This is a genomic window from Proteiniphilum sp. UBA1028 (assembly GCF_002316955.1).
GTDB lineage: Bacteria > Bacteroidota > Bacteroidia > Bacteroidales > Dysgonomonadaceae > Proteiniphilum.
Genome location: NZ_DCEN01000054.1, coordinates 17,150 through 19,228, shown reverse-complemented (window position 1 = coordinate 19,228; position 2,079 = coordinate 17,150). Strand labels below are relative to the sequence as shown.

1 protein-coding gene is annotated in these 2,079 nt (G+C 46.7%); it reads right to left on the bottom strand.

The genetic code is table 11. The features are described 5' to 3' along the window. Positions 1–54 precede the first annotated feature (54 nt). The coding region (locus B3Z75_RS10145) for a M60 family metallopeptidase (RefSeq protein ID WP_294071141.1) at positions 55–2,079 on the bottom strand (2,025 nt) is incomplete at its 5' end.

Sequence of the window (2,079 nt, the reverse complement as noted above, 5' to 3'; positions counted from 1 at the left end):
GAGGTGGTGTTAAACCCAAAACTAAAGAGGGGGCTGGATGCCCCCTCCGACAATTTATTTGTATTGCTTAAAATTGGTATCGGTGAGTTGAGTGATGTCAAATGGTGGTGTTTTGTAACCTTTGCTTGTTATCTCGTTTTTGAGATTATTAATCTGTTCCTGGGTTATTTTTATATTGGCTGTACCATAATCGTTGATCTGAAGATCTATAGGTGTGAGGAAGCCCCATTTCTCGAAGAAGCCCAGCAGGTTGATCTTTGAGATATTGCATGCGTTTCTCACAAAATCGAGATGCTGCTCACCGGGAGTACTTAAGTCGTTGGTGTTTCTGTAATGCTCGTAAAGGTCGTGGTAGAAGTGTTCCTGCTTCTCTATATGCACCAGATAGAGATAGAGCTGCCAGAAAGGTATCAGCCTTATGAAGTAGTTGCTCCCGAAATTTTCTCCGCCCAGATACCAGTCTTTGTTGGTTGCAATAATTTTCCGGTAGCCGTTGTCGTACTCATCTTCTGAAGCATAACCTTCTTTGCTCTCTCCCTTGAGCAGCCTACGGGCTGCACCCAGAGTCTGCTCTTGGTTGTAGAGAGCATATATGTTGTTGGTTACTTCCGTTGTTCCGTGCCACTTCATACCAGGCCGCGTTTGATTGGTGTGGCCAATTTCGTGTCCCAGCACCCACAGGCGCCTCCTGAAACCATCTTCGGAGCAGAATACCTCTTTGTACAATGTGTTCCGATAGACAGTTCTGTAGTCTGTGGCATATGCTGCCGGCACCGAATAGTCGATACGGATAAACTGGCGGTTTTTAAATAACCGGTTGTAATGGTATAGCCCCATGAACTCGTGCTGCTGCTTTACGATGTTGTCGATATAATTGGTCATTAACACGATATCGGTTTTGTAATCCCTGTAATCGTTCACATTCCATACAACATGTGAGTGCAGGCCCAGGATATCTATCTCGTTGCTTATGGCATTGTCGCGTATGGAGAGCCAGTCGGCAGCTGTATGCCTCCTGATATCGAAGTAGCCGTTGACCAGGCCGGTGGCTATGTGGATTTTTACCGACTGTTCATCAATGGCTTTCTGCTCTGTTCCGCTACCTGGATTTAACGGCAAGGGTTCATCAACATGATAGAATATATATATCAGACCCTTTTTAGTGGGATTAATGATATTGAGACCCTCGCTCAGTGAATAGGTAACCCCTTCGTTAGCGCTTTCGTCGTAATCTACTATATTGAGGCTCACCTCCCTGCCTTTCAGTTCGTCTACGAAGACAATAAGGTTCTCCTGCAGATCGCGGTAATAGATGCCGGAGGCATTGTCGCGCAGGCTGTACCTGGCAGTTTTTAATTCCCGGGAAGCATGCGAGGGGTGCTGGTAGGGGCGGTATTTTTGAATCCGGTACTCAGATTCGTAGCTGCCGGTGAATATTTTTTTTGCTATGTTTTTGAAAAAAGGGTCGGGGATAGCCTCTATCTGATCCATTGTGATGTTTTCTTTAAGCACGGAGCAGGCTTTGTCGCGGAACAGGGTCATATAATCGAACCGGTGGCGGTTGGTTTCGTAAAACTCAATTTCTCCAATAGATACCCTGTTTTGGTAGCCCGACAATACCTTGAAGAGTATTACCCGTGGTTCGGGAATAGGCTCATTGAAGGTTATGGTTTTGGGATTAGTGGTGCTTTTGCCGAAATCGTACTTCCCGGCGAACTGAAAGCTGCTGTTGCCTGCGGTTGTGTACCAAACCTCAACCTCTCCCCATGCGCCCCACCTGTTGCCGGAGTCTTGCCGGGGGTAATAGATGAAGCTTGCCAGATCGCGGGGTTGATCGAGAGTGAATTTTATCTCGTAGGGAAAATTTGCTTCACCTGATTTGGCGTTGAAGAATGTGGCTGGATCGCCATCGTAAGATTTATCTATGGTGTTGCTTTCCGACAGGTGGTCGGGTGCCCAGCCATCAATAATTTTGATTTTTGTGTACTGGGGTTCTATCTGAGCGGGTATATACTCCTGCTGAATCACCGTCAACGGCAGGGAGATACTGCCGCTTTTAATAAGTACGTTTGCACGGCG